Here is a 16583-nt window from a genome sequence, read left to right as displayed (position 1 = left end):
GCGATGGTTTTAGGAAACTATATTATTGAAGATATGGGCGGAAATATCGTTGATTCCGGATTTGGTGGAATTGGTCCTATTTTATTACCTATGGCTATTGCCGGTGCGGGAATCATTATTTCCATAATCGGAACCTTATTAGTGAAAATTAGCAGTAACTCGGCTAAGGAAGCTGAGGTTCAAAAAGCATTAAATATTGGAAACTGGACGGCTATTGGACTTGTTGCTGTTGCCAGTTATTTTCTGGTAACCTGGATGCTTCCTAAAGAAACCCTAACTATGGGCTTTTTTGTTGGCGGGGCAGAAGGATTTGAATATATGGATATCTCTTCAATTAGAGTGTTTTACGCGTGTTTAGTGGGAATTGTTGTTGGTGGTGTGATTTCAGCAGTAACAGAATATTATACAGGACTTGGTAAAAAACCTGTACTTTCTATCGTACAAAATTCCAGTACAGGAGCGGGAACAAATATTATTGCCGGTTTGGCTACCGGAATGATCTCAACATTTCTTTCAGTTTTATTGTTTGCGTTCGCTATTTGGGCTTCTTACGCTTTTGCCGGATTCTACGGTGTTGCGCTTGCAGCATCAGCAATGATGGCGACTACCGCTATGCAGTTAGCTATTGATGCCTTTGGACCAATAGCCGATAATGCAGGTGGAATTGCTGAAATGAGTGAACTTCCAGCTGAGGTTAGAGAACGTACAGATATCCTGGATTCCGTAGGAAACACCACGGCAGCTACCGGAAAAGGTTTTGCGATCGCTTCAGCAGCACTTACTTCACTTGCGCTTTTTGCCGCATATGTGACTTTTACCGGAATAGACGGGATTAATATTTTTAAAGCACCAGTGTTGTCAATGTTGTTTATTGGCGGAATGGTGCCTGTTGTTTTTTCGGCATTAGCAATGAAATCTGTTGGGAAAGCAGCGATGAAAATGGTGGAAGAAGTTAGACGACAGTTTAAAAGTATTCCCGGAATTATGGAAGGAACTGCAAAACCTGAATATGATAAATGTGTCGCTATTTCTACCGAAGCAGCCTTAAAAGAAATGTTGTTGCCGGGAGTTTTAACCATTGGTTTTCCTATCGCGATCGCCCTAATCCCAATGCTTTTTAGATATGAAAATGTATTGATCGCTGAAATGCTTGGAGGTTATATGGCCGGGGTTACGGTAAGCGGAGTGCTTTGGGCAATTTTTCAGAATAATGCCGGCGGTGCCTGGGATAATGCTAAAAAATCTTTTGAGGCAGGAGTTATGATTAATGGGGAAATGACTTACAAAGGTTCTGAGGCCCATAAAGCGGCGGTTACCGGAGATACAGTTGGTGATCCTTTTAAAGATACTTCAGGTCCTTCGATGAACATTTTAATAAAATTAACCTGTTTAATCGGTTTAGTGATCGCCCCAATTTTAGGTGGCCATACCGAAAGCGATATTCCTAATGAAGGTGCAGCGATAGAAAATGGGATGATAATAAATAGTAATGCTTTAGCCGGAGATACTTCAAAAGAAGTTCAGGTGAATATGACTTCAGAAGGAGGTGAAACTATCGCTAAAGTGAGAATCACCACTACTAAAAAAGGAAAAACCACAGTTCAGCAAAAAACCTTTACGGGTACTAAAGCTGAAGTTGAAAAACAGGTACAGGACTTAAAAGATAAAGCCTGATAGTTTCAGGTTTTAAAAAATAAAAGAGGCTGTTTGATTTTTCTGATCTCGTCAAGCTGAACTTGTTTCAGCTTCTAATATCTTAGATCCTGAAACAAGTTCAGGATGACGGTTCTAACAGGAATATTCAACCAGTCTCTTTCTTTATATAAAAAGTTGCTGATGCCTCTTTTTTACTCGATAATTGAGATTAAATGCTCTGAGGCTTGCCTCGAAATCAAATTATATTTTCCAATCATAATGCTTCGTGAGCTTGCTCCGAAGTAGTTTACTTATCAATTCTTTCGCATAAGGTTTTGGCGCCTTAAAGCTGAGCTTACCATTCATTTTTTAATTCATCTTGAAGCTGAAAGCCTTTCCAATTTTAACAAAGCTACAACTAAGCTTCCGCGGTAATTCCTTTAATTTTAAATAGAAAAGAAACATAAATTAAAATTCAATATTATGGCTAAAGATCATGGACCATCAATTAAAAACGATGAACAGTACGAGGAACTTCGTGATGAAGGAATGAGCAAATCTAAAGCTGCCAGAATTGCCAACGATTCTAAATCGGGAGAGAAAGGTGGAAAAGCCGATAAATATGAAGAGCGTACCAAAGAGGAGCTCTATGAGAAAGCCCAGGAGATTGGGATTGAAGGCCGAAGCGATATGAGCAAGGATGAATTGATTAAAGCCCTTAGAAACCATTAGAATGAGATCTATATGGAATGGCTCTATTAGCTTCGGACTGGTTTCTATCCCGGTAAAATTATACTCGGCTTCAGAAAGCAGAAAACTCGATCTAGATATGTTAGATCGGCACGATAATGCCCGTATTCGTTACAAAAGGGTAAATGAAGATACCGGGAAAGAAGTGGAATGGAAAGACATTGTAAAAGGTTTTAAGCAGGACGATGAGGATTACGTGGTTTTAGAGAAAGAAGATTTTGAAAATGCCAACCTCAAAAAAAGTAAAACCATAGATATTGAAGAGTTTGTGGAAGAAGATGAGGTGGCCGAGGTTCTTTATAAAAAGCCTTATTTCCTGGAGCCGCAAAAAGAGGGTGGGAAATCCTATAATTTACTTCGTGATGCGCTTAAAAAAACCGGAAAATTAGGTGTGGCTACATTTGTAATGCGGCAAAAAGAACACTTGAGTTTAGTTGGTGTTTACGATAAAGCTCTGGTCTTACACGTAATTAGGTTTGCCGAAGAAATTAGGGAGACAAAAGATATAAAACTTCCTAAAACTAAAGTTGCCAAGAAAGAGGTTGATATGGCGATTTCCCTTATAGATCAGTACACCACGAAGTTTGATCCCGATAAATATAAAGACGTGTATAACGATCAATTAATGAAAATTATCGAATCTAAAAGTACCGGCAAAAAACCTAAACCACAGAAATTTAAAGATGAGCCTACTGAGGCAAAAGATCTTATGGCAAAATTAAAGGCCAGTCTTGATAAAAAGAAAAAGTCTAAAGCATCCTAAAAGATGAGTTTAGCCGATTATAAAAAAAAGCGAAACTTTAAAAACACGCCAGAGCCCGGCGCCGATTTTTCTACTGAAAATCGCGGGCGGTTTGTAATTCAGCGGCACGAAGCTACCCGTTTGCATTACGATTTACGCCTGGAAATGGAAGGCGTTTTAAAAAGTTGGGCCGTGCCTAAAGGCCCTTCCATGAATCCGAAAGATAAACGCCTGGCAATTGAAACTGAAGATCATCCCGTTAAATATTTAGATTTTGAAGGTACTATCCCAAAAGGAAATTATGGAGCGGGGGAGATGCAGATTTGGGATAAAGGCACGTTTAAAGCTGCGGCAAAAACCAATGATAATCTTGAAGAACAATGGGAAGATGGTAACCTGAAAATGGTCTTTAGTGGCAGCAAAATTAAAGGTGAATTTGCGTTAGTGAAAACTAAGCGAGGTGATAAAAAGAACCAGTGGTTGTTGATTAAAAAGAAAGACGATTTTTCTACCGATCTGGATTACGATGCGGAAGTTTTTACTGAAAAATCTTCTAAAAGCAAGGATTCCGATAAATCTAAAGGAAAAGTCAGGAAAATAAAACCTTCAGAATTTATAAAGCCCATGCTCGCTACCACGGGCAAAAGAATATTTAACGATCCCGATTGGATTTACGAGTTAAAATGGGACGGTTACCGCGCGCTGGCCAATATTGAAGACGGCAAAGTAGATCTTTATTCCCGCAATGGGATTTCCTTTAATTCTAAGTTTTCAAAATTGGTTAAAGATTTAGAACAGATTGAGCACGATGTGATTTTAGATGGTGAAATCGTGGTATTGAATAAAGAGGGAATTCCGCAGTTCCAGGCTTTGCAAAATTATAGTGAAAACACGCCGGGAGCCTTGCGTTTTTATGTTTTTGATATGCTTTTTCTCAATGGCCATTCTATGCTGGATTTACCACTTTTAGAACGCAAAAGTTTAATCCCTGAAGTTTTGGAAGATCTGGACATGGTTCAATATTGCGATCATATAGAAGGAATGGGCACCGCATTTTATAATAAAGCCATAGACCTTGGATTGGAAGGGGTGATCGCCAAAAAAGCCGATGCTACATATTCTCCCGGGTATAGAACTGAAAAATGGCTAAAGTTAAAAGGTGAAAACACCCGGGAAGTGCTTATTTGCGGTTACACCACTTCAGAAGGTGCTGTTTTTGGTTCCTTAATTATGGGCGCTTATGAAGATGAAGATTTAAAATATATTGGAAATTGCGGCACCGGTTTTTCGAACGACCAACAGAAAGCATTGCTAAAAAAGTTTAAAAGTCGTGAGCGTAAAACCTCTCCTTTTTCAGAAAAAATAAATTTAAAAGGAAGAGAACCGGTTTGGATGCGCCCCGATTTGATTGCTGAAGTAAAGTTTTCAGAAATTACAAAAACCGGTAAATTAAGGCATCCGGTTTTTAAGGCTTTGCGAAAAGATAAAGAACCGGAAGAAATTTTAGCCGAAGACATTGTTGAAAATAAAGTTCCCGAAGAAAAGAAATCAACAAAATCATCTTCTATAAGGAAGTCAGGAGAAAGCCTGGAAATAGATGGGATAGATGTTCCGTTTACTAATCTGGACAAAGTATACTGGCCTGATTCCGGGTTCAGGAAATACGATTTAATAGATTATTACATCCAGGTTTCAGAAGTGATGTTACCCTACTTAAAAGATCGTCCCCAAAATTTACATCGGCATCCTAACGGCATTAAAAAACAGGGATTTTACCAGAAAGACAACGAAGGAAATTTACCCGATTGGATAGCAACCACAGAAATTTATTCGGAATCTTCTGAAAAGGATATTGAGTATTTGCTTTGCCAGAATGAGCCTACGCTTTTATACATGGCCAATTTGGGTTGTATTGAAATTAATCCGTGGAATTCCCGAGTGAAGAATCTTGATTCACCAGATTATACGGTAATAGATTTAGATCCTTCAGATAAAAATACTTTTGAAGAGGTTATTGAAGTTGCCCAGGCTGCAAAAGAGGTGATAGACCTGGCTAAAATTGAGGGTTATTGCAAGACTTCAGGTTCCAGCGGACTTCATATTTATATTCCGCTGGGCGGAAATTATTCTTATGATGAAGCACGGGATTTTACCAAATTGCTGTGTTATTATATCGCAGATAAAGTCCCGAAAATAACCAGTATGGATCGCGCTAAAAAGAAGCGAAAAGACAAGATCTACCTGGATTATTTACAAAACCGAAGAGGCCAAACTTTAGCTTCTGCCTATTGCGCACGCCCAAAACCCGGTGCGCCGGTTTCCGCTCCCCTGGAATGGAAAGAAGTAAAAAGCGGACTTAAAATTCTTGATTTTACCATTAAAGATATGCCGCAGCGAATTCAGAAAAAAGGAGATTTGTTTACCAAAGTACTGGAAGAGGGGATTGATATGGAAAAGGCCATGCAAAACCTGGAATCTTCCTAAAGTTTATCTAAAAGCAGGGCCAGGCTTCTTTATAATTTTTAAATTGACTGGATAATCGAGTCTTGAAAGCTCCCATGCTTACCTCGAAATTAAAATATATTTTCTATAAATACTCCTTGAGATTGCTCGGAGCGAATTTATTTAAAGTGCAAATTAATGAAGAAAAGATTACGCAAACTTGCTGGCCGGTATAAGCTTATAGACCAGGTTTTAATTACACCATATAGAAGCTATGGAACCCATTCACACCTTTATATAAAAGGGCGTGTGTTGGATAATGAACCCTTAAAAATTACCCAGGATGCCAACATTTTTAAAACGATAAAAACCACTTATAAACAATTTGATACGTTTGAAATTCCTGATGCGCAGGTAGATTTAAGTCTTCCGGGAAAAGTACAGGCCACCACACAAAGTGATGACGAAGGTTTCTTTTTATTTGATAATAACATAGAACAAAACCTGGCAGAACACGCCGACGAAGAGGGCTGGCTGGATTATGATATTTTTTATAAAGGTCCGTTAGGAAAAAAGACAGAATTGTTGGAAGATCCTTTTAAGGGAGATTTTTTAATTCCCGATCCAAATGCTGAATATGGAGTAATTAGCGATATAGACGATACTATTTTGCACACCGGCGTAACTTCATTTTTAAAACTGCGGTTGCTGAAAAATTCACTGCTTACCAATGCTTATAATAGAATCCCACTAAAGGGTGCAGCTGAATTTTACCAAAAACTGCACACCGGTAGAGATGGTACGCCTAATAATCCTATTTTTTATTTAAGTAACAGTCCGTGGAATTTATACGAATATCTCAAACTATTTTTAGATCACAATGCTTTCCCGAAAGGGCCAATTTTGCTTCGAAAATTCAGAACGCCTTTTGATGGGAGTATAAAACCTGAAAAACCGCACAAACAAAAAGAGATCGCAAATATTTTAAAGACTTATCCTGAAATGAATTTTATTCTTATTGGTGATAGTGGCGAGCACGATGCATCTATTTACACCGAAATCGCTGCCCAGTATCCAGATAGAATTCTGGCAATTTATTTAAGAAGCGTAAAGCATAAAAAACAAATGAGCCGCGTGCGCAGTATCATAGATAATTTTGAAACCACGCCTGTACTAATGGTTGAGACCTCTCAAGAAGCCGTAGAACATGCCAGGGAACACGGTTTTATTTAGAAAACTAAAAATTTAATCGTCTATACTTTGCCCAACTGCTGTTTTTCTACTTGCAGGCGCTTTTCTTGGCATTGTTCTAAATATATGATCCCATAACGGAGAGGAAACCCCAAAAGCCCTGTCTGATTCGCGATAATGGTGAATACTGTGATGGTGCCATAAAGTTTTCAGGAAATTATTGGGCACTTTAAAAGCGTGTACCGAATAATGCACAGCCAGGTAACCCGCGTATCCTATTAAAAATCCGGCTAAAAATCCGAATACATAATCGCCTAAAACTGCCCGGTAAATTATAAAAAGTACTGTAGCGATTATAAGGCTTAAAACCGGAGGCATTGCCAATCGTGATTTATCTTTAGGATAATCGTGGTGCACCCCGTGCATAGTATAAGAAATTTTCTTTTTACGTTCACTAGTTGCGGGAATATGATACAAATACCGGTGCATTATATATTCTACAAAAGTGAAAAAGAAAAGTCCGGCTACGAAGAGGCCTACCATTATTGGTGTTTCAAACCCTTTTTCGATAATTCCGTAGTAAATTAATGCCACTGCAATTACTCCAAAAATAATCAACGGAAAAGAAATATGCGTGTGCGTAAGTTTTTCTAAAATTGGGTTGTCAAATAACTTTGGAGAACCCTTATGTTTTGGTCTTTTAAGTTTTGTTGATTCCATTTTTATTAGATTTAAAATAAACCATGAATTTCAGCGTCAATACGGTTGATAATATCTCCCAAATCTTCGGGGTTATCTACAAAATTAATATTGTCTACGTCTATTATTAACAAATTTCCTTTGATATAATTGTGTACCCAGGCTTCATATCTTTCATTTAACCTGCTTAAATAATCTATTGAAATCGAGTTTTCGTAGTCCCGACCTCGTTTATGTATCTGCGACACCAAATTAGGAATACTACTTCTTAAATAAATAAGAAGATCGGGTCCCTGCACCACGCTTTCCATAAGGTCAAAAAGCGAACTGTAATTTTTAAAATCCCTATTGGTCATTAAACCCATTGCATGTAGGTTTGGTGCAAAAATATGGGCATCCTCATAAATAGTTCTGTCCTGTATTATCTTTTTTCCGCTTTCACGAATTTGTAAGATTTGCCTAAACCTGCTATTTAAAAAATAGATCTGCAGGTTAAAAGACCAGCGTTCCATTTTATTATAAAAATCTTCGAGATAGGGATTCTCCAATACATCTTCATACTGCGCTTCCCAGTTGTAATGTTTTGCCAATAATTTAGTAAGCGTGGTTTTACCTGCTCCTATATTCCCTGCAATCGCTACGTGCATAAATTCATTAAATTAGATAGTTATTTGGGGCGCTAAAAAAGCGCGGGTGTAAAGATACAAGAATTAAGGCGGCCTGTATTTTACACCCTGTCAAAATACTCATAAATCTTGAAAAGCTAAAGGATTTGAATCTATATCTCCCTAAATTTGATTAAATTAAAACAAGAATTACGGCTTATGACATCAATGTTAAAATTTATTTTCTTTTTATTTTTCTTCGGAATTTTTATCGGTTCGGCGCAGGAAAAGCAAAACGACCATCTTATGATTACTGAAAGTAAGTATGGTTTTGAAAGTACCGTATCAAGATTAGAATCGGTGGTGAAGCAAAATGAAGCCCTTTCACTTTTTGCTAAAATAGATCATTCTGCAAATGCCGAAGATGCGGATTTAGAACTTAACAAAGCCAGTGTTCTAATTTTTGGAAACCCTAAGCAGGGAAGTTTACTTATACAGAAAGATCAGCTTGCCGGTTTGGATCTTCCGCTTAAAATGTTGGTGTATAATAATGCTGATATAACCGAAGTAACATACTGCAGTATAAATTACCTGAAATCAAGGTTTGAATTTAAAGGAGTCAGGAATCTATCTAAGGTGAAAAAAGGGCTTAAAGATATGGCTTCAAAAGCTTCAGGCGGAAAGGTTAAGAAATCGGGAAAATTTAAAGTAGATACCCATGAAGGCATTATTTCAGAAATAAGCGAATTTGATTTTAAAACTACTTACGACCGACTGATCACTGCTATTGAAGAAAATCCTAATCTAAAAATTTTTTCAGAAATAGATCATTTTAAAAATGCAGAGGAGGTGGGTGTGGGATTGCGTTCTACCAGGTTAATCATTTTTGGCAATCCTAAAGTTGGTACACCAATTATGCAGGAGAACTCCAGAATTGCCCTGGAGTTTCCGGTTAAATTTCTGGTTTGGCGGGACGAGGCCGGGATAGTAAAGATTTCTTATAACGATCCTGCTTTTTTAGCCAAAAGGTTTAAACTAACCCAAAATATTTCGCAGTTGGAAACTATGAAAAATGCTTTAGAGAATTTGAGTAAAAATGCAGCGAAATATTAAGTGAGATTATCTTTAACCAGTTTTCTGTATTGATTTGGAGTTATTTTCTCGAAACGTTTAAATTGACGGTTAAAATAGCTGGTATTGTTAAATCCGCTCTTATAAGCGATATCGGCAAACTTGCTATTTGTTCTTTGGATTAGTTTCTTCGCAAATTTAATTCGTTCCCCGTTTAGATAATCTATAGGACTTTCACCAAGCGTATTTTTAAAACTTCGGTAAAAATTTGAAGTACTCATGCAGGCTTTATCTGCCAGTTTATCTACCTGAATGTTTTCGGTAAGATGTTCCCGCATATATTTTACGATAAACGCCATTCTATTATTATCAAAAAGCGTTTCATTATCCAGCAGCATTACTTTTGCTTTAGTTTGAAGTAACCTGATAATAAGTTCCTTTACCATTAAATCTAACAACGCATCTTTAGCTTTACCATCTTCCAGGAAAGTGCTAAAAATGCGGTCTAGCACAAATTGAACCTGATGATTATTAGCTAAATGAACAGCGCTGGCATCAAAGCTATGATGATCATTTTCGAAATCTATTCGAGTATTTTCATTAAAGATTTCTACGGTTTCTTTTATTTTATCGGGATCAATTCCCAGGGCGAGGCAACGTGTAGGATTTTTTGAATTGGCAAGGGGAAAATCTATTAGCATTTTTTTATCTGAAGGTAACACCACCGATTCTCCCGGGAAAAAATCAAAAGATTTCATTCCTTCCAGGTGCATTATTTTTTTGCCCGTAAGCATACTCGCAATAATTGGAAAACTAAACTGAAGGTTTACACTTTCTGCTACCTGCCGGGTTTCAAAAACATTTAATTCAGCATAATCAGCACTGTAGATCGTCCTGTTTTCAATAGAAGTATTCAGCTTTAAATTGCGATTATAGTTTGATATATTGGTATTCAAAACCCGTTTAATTTAATAAGTTAATAGTAATGTAATACTTATTTGTAGAAAAGTTCAATTATTTACTCTTAAAATTAGGGATATTAGGAATGTAATTTAAAAAATATTTCTATGAGCTATTCAGCACCAAAATTTAAAGAAAAATATGGCAATTTTATTAACGGGAAATTTCAGGATCCCATAGATGGGAAATACTTTGAGAACCATTCGCCGGTAGATAATAAATTACTAGCCAAATATCCAAGATCTAACGATAAGGATGTAAAAAGCGCGATAGAAGCTGCTAACAATGCTAAAGATGAATGGGGCAAAACTTCGGCCTCAGAACGGGCTGCGATTTTGCATAAAATAGCCGATGTGATACAGGAAAACCTGGAAACTTTCGCGCAAATGGAAACCGCCGATAACGGGAAGTCTATACGCGAAACAATGAATGCTGATGTTCCCCTGGCGGTAGATCATTTTAGATATTTTGCTTCAGCTATTAGAGCAGAAGAAGGATCGGCTACAGAACTTAACGAAAATACCCTTTCCTTAATTATCAACGAGCCACTTGGCGTGGTTGCTCAAATTATTCCCTGGAATTTTCCACTATTAATGCTTGCCTGGAAAGTGGCACCCGCATTAGCTTCTGGAAACTGCGTAGTTTTAAAACCTGCAGAACAAACGCCTGCTTCTGCAACATTTTTAGCTGAAAAAATTGTAGATCTTTTACCTCCGGGAGTTTTTAATGTTATTCACGGTTTTGGTCCTGAAGCAGGGAAACCTTTGGCTTCCAGCCCAAATGTAGATAAAGTGGCCTTTACAGGAGAAACCACTACCGGGCAGTTAATTATGCAATATGCTTCAAAAAACCTGCACCCGGTAACCATGGAGCTTGGTGGGAAATCGCCTAATGTCTTTTTCAATAGTATTATGGATCACGACGATGCTTTCCTTGATAAATGTATTGAAGGCGCTGTGCTTTTCGCGTTTAACCAGGGTGAAGTTTGTACCGCACCATCCAGGATTTTAATCCAGGAAGATATTTATGATGAATTCATTAAAAGGGTGATAGAGCGCACCAAAGCTATAAAAATGGGTAATCCGTTTGAGGAGTCTACGATGATGGGCGCACAGGCTTCCAGTGATCAGCATCAGAAAATCCTGGAATATATTAAGATAGGTAAGGATGAAGGCGCTGAGGTTTTAGCCGGTGGTGATGCAGCAAAACTTGAGGGAAATTTAGCCAACGGATTTTATATTCAGCCGACTATTTTAAAAGGCCATAATAAAATGAGGGTTTTTCAGGAAGAAATTTTTGGACCTGTGGTAGCGGTTTGCACCTTTAAAGATGAAGCCGAAGCCATTGAAATTGCAAATGATACGATGTATGGTTTGGGTGCCGGAGTTTGGACCCGAGATGCGCATCAATTATATCAAATTCCGCGCGCTATAAAAGCCGGGCGGGTTTGGGTAAATTGTTATCACGATTATCCCGCACACGCGCCATTTGGAGGTTACAAAAAATCTGGTTTCGGAAGGGAAAATCACTTAATGATGCTGAATCATTATAGACAAAGCAAGAATATGCTAATTTCTTATGATAAGAATAAATTAGGATTCTTTTAGAAATGGACTATAAAAGAGTAGAAATAACTCCTGAAGCAGAAAAACTACTGCAAGAACTTAAGCAACAGCACGGTGAGGTGATTTTTCACCAAAGCGGTGGCTGTTGCGACGGGTCTTCGCCAATGCTACTACCGAAAGAGGATTTTTATATTGATGATAATGATATTCTACTGGGGGAAGTTGGTGGTGTAAATTTTTATATGAGCCACGACCAATTTGAGTATTGGAAACACACTCACTTAACCGTAGATATTGTAAAAGGTAGAGGCGGAAGTTTTTCGCTAGATATTCCTACCGGTTATCGTTTTCTTATAAAATCAAGAATGCTGAATGATGAAGAAAACAAGAATTTAAACCCTTAAATTGTTGCTTAATCAAAAGCCTGAGAACCGAATATTTCCCTGAATATGTTGGTTTTCGGGCTTTATTATGAAAAGCCAAACTCCTGCAAAGTTTTCAAAACCTTGTAGGTTTTTTATATTAGATTTCAGTTAACCCACTTATAAATTTCAGAAGAAGTATAGCATTCACCGCATTTAGAAAACATCCACAGGCAGTCTATAAAATCGGTAAGCATATGAAATAGTAAACCGATAAAAATGAGTCTTAGGACTTTATTTTTAGTAAAGATCAATCCTAAAAAATAGGTAAGGATAGCAAGTTGGGAATGTAAGGGATGATAGCCAATTCCGCAGCGCATAGGGTCAAATAAAGGATCGGCAATAACATGATCAAGATCTACGGCCATAGTGGCGAGTAAGATAAGCCAGTTCCTTTTCCAGTTCTTTTTGTCGTAAAACCAGGCAATAGCGCCAATAGCTATAAAATGAAGAAAATAATGCGTGAATGCTTGCAATTGAAATTTTTAAAAATTGGAGCTTAAAAAATATCGATCCCTGAATCTCAATAAACTTATTAATTATTTTCAGGCTCTTCTTCCTCTTCAGCTGAAGACTCTATTTTGCCTTTTAAAAGATCCTTCATCTTATTTTTTAGTACGATGAATCGCCAAATACCAATAGTAAGGAACAATACAGAAATGACCAGAGCCAGATAGCCAATATAATGCATCTCCTGGTATTCCTTGAGCTGAATTAAAGCCAAACCCCCCAAAAGAAAATACATAGCCGCTTGAGTGTAGGATAACAACGTACGTTCATTGGCGAGCTTAGTTCTTTCCAGCGCAAGATGTTCACGAATGATGCTTTCATCTATCTTTCTGTGAGTAAAAAGCTTTCCAAATTTAACCCTTCTCATAAAATTTCATATTTCAGCATAGAAACTGGATAGTTAATTTGCTTTAAAAGTTACCAAATTCGGTTTGTTTAAGCAAGACTTAAATTTAACTATCCAGTTTGTGTTTTTTGGTTTTTTAATTAGTCAACCTATGGCAGGTACAACCGGGAGCGGTAAAGCTCTGGGTACTTTCGTGCCAGGGGAAAGCTGCATTGTATTTGTTGTCTTCCCAATAGAATTCACCGCGTTCTTTCGGGTTATTTCCAATTTCGTTCATCGTTTCAGCATCATATAATCTACCATTTACCATCGTGTAAATAACCGATTCAGAATTACGAATATCTTCCAAAGGGTTTTCCTCCAGAACAATCAGGTCGGCTAATTTACCTTCTTCCAAAGATCCAATTTCGCTACCCATTCCTATATATTCGGCACCGTTAATTGTAGCCGCCTGTAAAGCTTCCATATTGGTCATTCCGCCCATTTGCAGTAACCAAAGTTCCCAGTGAGCGCCAAGTCCCTGTAATTGTCCGTGTGCACCAAGGTTTACCTTTACGCCAATATCAGAAAGTTCTTTAGCCGTTTCTGAAACCAAAATAGGTCCGTTTTTATATTCTTCTTCAGGAAGTTTGGTACGGTGTCTTGATCTGGAATCTACAATTTGTCGCGGTGTGAAATTCAGCAAACGTTCATTTTCCCACACATTATCTTTTTGATAGAAGTAGTATTCACCGTTTATTCCGCCGTAATTTACAATCAATGTTGGGGTGTAACCGGTATTGCTGTTTCCCCAAAGCGTTTTTACATCTTTATAAACAGGAACCACGGGAATATTATGTTCTATCCCGGTATGTCCGTCTACAATCATATTCATATTATGCAAAAAGGTACTCCCACCTTCAGGAACCACATTCATTTCCAGTTCTTTTGCGGCCTGCATTATTTGCTGGCGCTGTTTACGGCGAGGCTGGTTATAACTTTTTACCGAAGTCGCTCCAAAGGCTTTTGTTCTCCTTAAAGCCGATTTAGCATCTTCCAGACTATTAATTACGGCTTTAAAGTCGCCTTCAGCACCGTAAAGAATAATACCGGTTGAATAAATTCGCGGGCCTACCATTTCCCCCGCCTTTACCATTTCTGCCATACTAAAAATGCTTTCACTTAAGGCCGAAGGATCGTGCACGGTAGTAACTCCAAAAGCCATATTGGCATATAAAGGCCAGTGTTTTTCTGGTGTCAAACCATATCTAAAAGCACCAATATGGGCGTGGGCATCAACAATACCGGGCATTATTGTTTTTCCTTCCAGGTCATAAACTTTCGCGTTATTCGGAATATTAACTTCGGAAGCTTCACCTACAGAAACAATTTTATTTTCTTTAATTAGAATACTTCCATTTTCAATTACCTTATCGCCATTCATAGTAATAATCCTAGCATTTGTGAAAGCAATTTGCCCTTCCGGAACATCGGTTTTGAGTTGCAACCCTATTTTGGTTCCTTCCTCGGTAATATCTGGAATAGAATCTGGTGAGTTTTTTAGAAAAGTGAAACGTTCTGAAACTTTATTAGTGAAATATTCATCACCCAACGTCCAATGAACATTTTGACTATTGTTAGACCAATGTAGGTTCATTCCTGCATCTTTGGTAATTTGAGTTACCGGAATGGTTTTAGTGTTATTATCTAAATCTAAAGTGCGCCCGGTCATAGTTAGCGGCGCCAAATAAGCCTGGTGCAAATGACTAAAAACAACCCATTTATTATCTGGGCTTGGCACTAAACGATTTGCGTGTTTTGAATTGATATGCGTACGCTCGTCGTTTCCGCTTAGATCAATACTTTTTAAACTTTTTTCCAGGCTGCCCATAAGCGCGCCACCGGTTTGAAAGAAAATTCTAGAATCATCTTTACTATACATCGGGAAATCTCCGGAATCGTGGATTTTTTCAATATTTTCTCCGGAAGCACTAATCGTATAAATACCCGGTTCTTTACTAAAAGTTTGTCCCTGGTCGCTGTTACCGCGCTCCTTTACAAAAACAATTTGTTCGCTATTATTGGAAAAAGCAGGGTTTCTATAAATTCCTTTTTCTGAAGTAAGTTTTTCTGGATTCCGACCATTTAAACCTACTTTCATTAAAGCGCCCATTTCGGAGTCACTCCAGGTAACGTAAACAATCTCTTTTCCATCAGGAGAAAAAGCGGGTTCAAATTCAAAGTTTTCGCTGTTGGTAATTCGCTGAGGTTTTCCGTTTGGTAAAGATTTTTTCCATAAATAACCTACCGCGTTAAAAACAAGGGTTTTCCCGTTAGGAGAAGTCACCGCGTGACGAATCACTTTAGGATTGAATTCTTCCGAAAATACCTGGTGTTCGCTTCTATGGGTTTCTGCAATCTCTATGGTGTTTTCAACTTCAAAAGGAATAATTTCAGATTCGTAATCTTCAATATTTACTTTGTTGATCTTTCCTTCACTCCAAAAAACGATTTCTTCTCCCGAAGGCATCCAGCTAAATCCGGGATAAACCCCAAAAATAGCCCAGGCTTCCTGCTGATCTTTGCTCAGTTTATCATAAACCGGCCATTCTTCGCCGGTTTCCAGGTCGTGAATAAATAAAACCGATTTGGTTCTCACTCTTTTTATAAAAGCAAGTTTCTTCCCATCAGGGGAAACCTGTGGTCTTGCTGCTCCGCCGGGACCACCGGTAATAGTAGTGTTTTCTCCGGTTTCAAAATCGTATCTTTTTATAACATAGATCTGCTTATTAGGATCTTTGTTGTATTGGAACATTCCGCCCGGGTACATATCTTCGCTGTAATAAAGGTAGCGTCCATCGGGAGAAATGCTAGGTTCGTTTACATCCTGCTGATCGTTTTTACGTTCGGTAAGTTGTAAGCCTCCTTCGCCACCAATGTGGTATAGCCACATTTCACCGGCCCCAAGGGAACGGCCAGAAGTAAAATGCTTCCTGGCTACAATGGCATTTCCGTCAGGAGTCCAAATCGCATTGTTTAGCAATCTAAAATCTTCTTTAGTAAGTTGGCTGGCGTTTTCTCCATCGGCATCCATAATCCAGATGTTATCGCCTCCACCGGCATCGCTGGTAAAAGAGATCTTAGAACCATCTGGGCTAAAACGCGGCTGAACCTCATAAGCCATTCCGCTTCTTAAAAGTGTTGCTTTTCCACCACTAACTGGCATTTTATAAATATTCCCTAAAAGATCGAAAACAATGGTTTTTCCGTCGGGAGAGACATCGAGGTTTATCCAGGTGCCTTCATCGGTTTTAAGCGGAACTTCTTTAATGTTCCAGTCATCAGAATAAGGATCATTTACGTCCCATTTCTTTTCTTCTTCTTTTTCTTGTGAAAATAGGTTTGGAGCGGCCAATAAAATAAATAAGGCCGGGAGGAATTTTTTAAACATAGTGTGATTTTTTAAACAGGCTAAATATACTATGAAAAGCTCAAAAGCTCTAATTGCATTAAGGGATTTAATATTTGAAGATTATTTTATCTAATTCCGTCTTTTAAAGTAAGTTTGATTTAAGATTTTCTGAAATTTAATTCTTGAAAAATGAATAAAAATAGACCTGAAGTGTGGTTACGGGGAAAAATTCCTGATGTTCCAGATTTACTACA

Annotated in this window: 14 protein-coding genes; 8 read left to right on the top strand and 6 right to left on the bottom strand. The window is 38.0% G+C overall.

Features of this window, described 5'->3' with window-relative positions; genetic code table 11:
* The 5 genes from AACZ30_RS08520 to AACZ30_RS08500 all read left to right on the top strand — a co-directional run.
* A partial coding sequence (locus tag AACZ30_RS08520; RefSeq protein WP_339648823.1) for a sodium/proton-translocating pyrophosphatase occupies nucleotides 1-1674 on the top strand: 1674 nt, incomplete at its 5' end.
* Nucleotides 1675-2118: 444 nt separating this feature from the next.
* Nucleotides 2119-2367, top strand: coding sequence for a Rho termination factor N-terminal domain-containing protein (locus AACZ30_RS08515; RefSeq protein WP_339648822.1), 249 nt, complete (start codon nucleotides 2119-2121; stop codon nucleotides 2365-2367).
* 1 nt (nucleotide 2368) lies between these two features.
* A complete protein-coding gene (locus AACZ30_RS08510; protein ID WP_282018121.1) occupies nucleotides 2369-3148 on the top strand; it encodes a Ku protein in 780 nt (259 codons plus the stop codon).
* A gap of 3 nt (nucleotides 3149-3151) precedes the next feature.
* Nucleotides 3152-5611 (top strand): DNA ligase D, encoded by a 2460-nt coding sequence (ligD, locus tag AACZ30_RS08505; protein ID WP_339648821.1) that lies wholly within the window; start codon nucleotides 3152-3154, stop codon nucleotides 5609-5611.
* A gap of 156 nt (nucleotides 5612-5767) precedes the next feature.
* Nucleotides 5768-6802: a phosphatase domain-containing protein gene (locus tag AACZ30_RS08500; protein ID WP_339648819.1), complete on the top strand. Its 1035-nt coding sequence runs from the start codon at nucleotides 5768-5770 to the stop codon at nucleotides 6800-6802.
* A gap of 12 nt (nucleotides 6803-6814) precedes the next feature.
* Here AACZ30_RS08500 and AACZ30_RS08495 read toward each other — a convergent pair whose 3' ends face one another.
* Together AACZ30_RS08495 and AACZ30_RS08490 are read right to left on the bottom strand one after the other, a co-directional pair.
* The gene (locus AACZ30_RS08495; RefSeq protein ID WP_075324822.1) at nucleotides 6815-7480 is read right to left on the bottom strand and encodes a sterol desaturase family protein; all 666 of its coding nucleotides are present in this window, start codon (nucleotides 7478-7480) and stop codon (nucleotides 6815-6817) included.
* An 11-nt stretch (nucleotides 7481-7491) separates the two neighbouring features.
* Nucleotides 7492-8106, bottom strand: coding sequence for a deoxynucleoside kinase (locus AACZ30_RS08490; protein WP_075324821.1), 615 nt, complete (start codon nucleotides 8104-8106; stop codon nucleotides 7492-7494).
* Nucleotides 8107-8283: 177 nt separating this feature from the next.
* Between AACZ30_RS08490 and AACZ30_RS08485 the strand changes: the two genes are divergently transcribed.
* Nucleotides 8284-9177 (top strand): DUF302 domain-containing protein, encoded by an 894-nt coding sequence (locus tag AACZ30_RS08485; protein WP_339648817.1) that lies wholly within the window; start codon nucleotides 8284-8286, stop codon nucleotides 9175-9177.
* Here the strand turns inward: AACZ30_RS08485 and AACZ30_RS08480 are convergent.
* Nucleotides 9174-10091: an AraC family transcriptional regulator gene (locus tag AACZ30_RS08480; RefSeq protein ID WP_075324820.1), complete on the bottom strand. Its 918-nt coding sequence runs from the start codon at nucleotides 10089-10091 to the stop codon at nucleotides 9174-9176. The genes AACZ30_RS08485 and AACZ30_RS08480 overlap by 4 nt on opposite strands.
* A 111-nt stretch (nucleotides 10092-10202) precedes the next feature.
* Here AACZ30_RS08480 and AACZ30_RS08475 point away from each other — a divergent pair, with 111 nt between their 5' ends.
* On the top strand, nucleotides 10203-11702 hold the full coding sequence (locus AACZ30_RS08475; protein WP_339648816.1) for an aldehyde dehydrogenase family protein: 1500 nt from the start codon (nucleotides 10203-10205) through the stop codon (nucleotides 11700-11702).
* 2 nt (nucleotides 11703-11704) lie between these two features.
* Complete coding sequence (locus AACZ30_RS08470) at nucleotides 11705-12064, top strand: DUF779 domain-containing protein (RefSeq protein WP_339648815.1); 360 nt, start codon at nucleotides 11705-11707, stop codon at nucleotides 12062-12064.
* Between the two features lie 125 nt (nucleotides 12065-12189).
* Here the strand turns inward: AACZ30_RS08470 and AACZ30_RS08465 are convergent, their stop codons facing one another.
* The 3 genes from AACZ30_RS08465 to AACZ30_RS08455 all read right to left on the bottom strand — a co-directional run bounded on the left by AACZ30_RS08465 (nucleotide 12190) and on the right by AACZ30_RS08455 (nucleotide 16368).
* Nucleotides 12190-12558, bottom strand: a complete 369-nt coding sequence (locus tag AACZ30_RS08465; RefSeq protein WP_339648814.1) for a DUF6122 family protein — start codon at nucleotides 12556-12558, stop codon at nucleotides 12190-12192.
* Between the two features lie 59 nt (nucleotides 12559-12617).
* Nucleotides 12618-12959: a DUF202 domain-containing protein gene (locus tag AACZ30_RS08460; protein WP_057480543.1), complete on the bottom strand. Its 342-nt coding sequence runs from the start codon at nucleotides 12957-12959 to the stop codon at nucleotides 12618-12620.
* Between the two features lie 115 nt (nucleotides 12960-13074).
* Nucleotides 13075-16368, bottom strand: a complete 3294-nt coding sequence (locus AACZ30_RS08455) for an amidohydrolase family protein (RefSeq protein WP_339648812.1) — start codon at nucleotides 16366-16368, stop codon at nucleotides 13075-13077.
* Between the last annotated feature and the right edge of the window lie 215 nt (nucleotides 16369-16583).

The sequence above is a fragment of the uncultured Salegentibacter sp. genome, from assembly GCF_963972535.1.
In the GTDB taxonomy this organism is placed as follows: domain Bacteria; phylum Bacteroidota; class Bacteroidia; order Flavobacteriales; family Flavobacteriaceae; genus Salegentibacter.
The sequence above is the reverse complement of the archived record's forward strand: the minus strand, read 5'-3'. Positions and strand labels throughout refer to the sequence as shown.